The 1,329-nt window shown below is 56.9% G+C and carries 1 rRNA gene (only partly in view); it reads left to right on the forward strand.

The features are described 5' to 3' along the window. Nucleotides 1-55: 55 nt before the first annotated feature. A 23S ribosomal RNA gene (locus ACIRRH_RS43880) occupies nt 56-1,329 on the forward strand (it continues 1,489 nt past the right edge of the window).

The raw sequence follows: 1,329 nt of genomic DNA on the forward strand, positions 1-1,329 counted from the left end.
GAGGGTGTGTGACTGGTCGTTGTTTGAGAACTGCACAGTGGACGCGAGCATCTGTGGCCAAGTTTTTAAGGGCGCACGGTGGATGCCTTGGCACTAGGAACCGATGAAGGACGTGGGAGGCCGCGATAGGCCCCGGGGAGCTGTCAACCGAGCTTTGATCCGGGGGTGTCCGAATGGGGAAACCCGGCAGTCGTCATGGGCTGTCACCCGCTGCTGAACACATAGGCAGTGTGGAGGGAACGCGGGGAAGTGAAACATCTCAGTACCCGCAGGAAGAGAAAACAACCGTGATTCCGGGAGTAGTGGCGAGCGAAACTGGATGAGGCTAAACCGTTTTGGTGTGAGACCCGGCAGGGGTTGCCAATGCGGGGTTGTGGGAATGAGCTTCAGTCGTCTGCCGGCGGCTGGGCGAGTCAGAAACCGTATGGGTAGTCGAAGGACATGCGAAAGGTCCGGCGTAGAGGGTAAGACCCCCGTAGACGAAATCTGTACGGCTTGCTTGCTCATCTCCCAAGTAGCACGGGGCCCGAGAAATCCCGTGTGAATCTGGCGGGACCACCCGCTAAGCCTAAATATTCCCTAGTGACCGATAGCGGATAGTACCGTGAGGGAATGGTGAAAAGTACCGCGGGAGCGGAGTGAAATAGTACCTGAAACCGTGTGCCTACAAGCCGTGGGAGCGTCGTCACAGTTTACTGTGGCCGTGACTGCGTGCCTTTTGAAGAATGAGCCTGCGAGTTTGCGGTGTGTAGCGAGGTTAACCCGTGTGGGGTAGCCGTAGCGAAAGCGAGTCCGAATAGGGCGGTTGAGTTGCATGCCCAAGACCCGAAGCGGAGTGATCTAGCCATGGGCAGGTTGAAGCGCGGGTAAGACCGTGTGGAGGACCGAACCCACCAGGGTTGAAAACCTGGGGGATGACCTGTGGTTAGGGGTGAAAGGCCAATCAAACTCCGTGATAGCTGGTTCTCCCCGAAATGCATTTAGGTGCAGCGTCACGTGTTTCTTGCCGGAGGTAGAGCACTGGATAGGCGATGGGCCTTACCGGGTTACTGACCTTAGCCAAACTCCGAATGCCGGTAAGTGAGAGCGTGGCAGTGAGACTGTGGGGGATAAGCTCCATGGTCGAGAGGGAAACAGCCCAGAACACCGACTAAGGTCCCTAAGCGTGTGCTAAGTGGGAAAGGATGTGGAGTCGCAGAGACAACCAGGAGGTTGGCTTAGAAGCAGCCACCCTTGAAAGAGTGCGTAATAGCTCACTGGTCAAGTGATTCCGCGCCGACAATGTAGCGGGGCTCAAGCACATCACCGAAGTCGTGTCATTGCAGCGTG

The organism is Kitasatospora sp. NPDC101235 (genome assembly GCF_044767505.1).
Taxonomy (GTDB): domain Bacteria; phylum Actinomycetota; class Actinomycetes; order Streptomycetales; family Streptomycetaceae; genus Kitasatospora.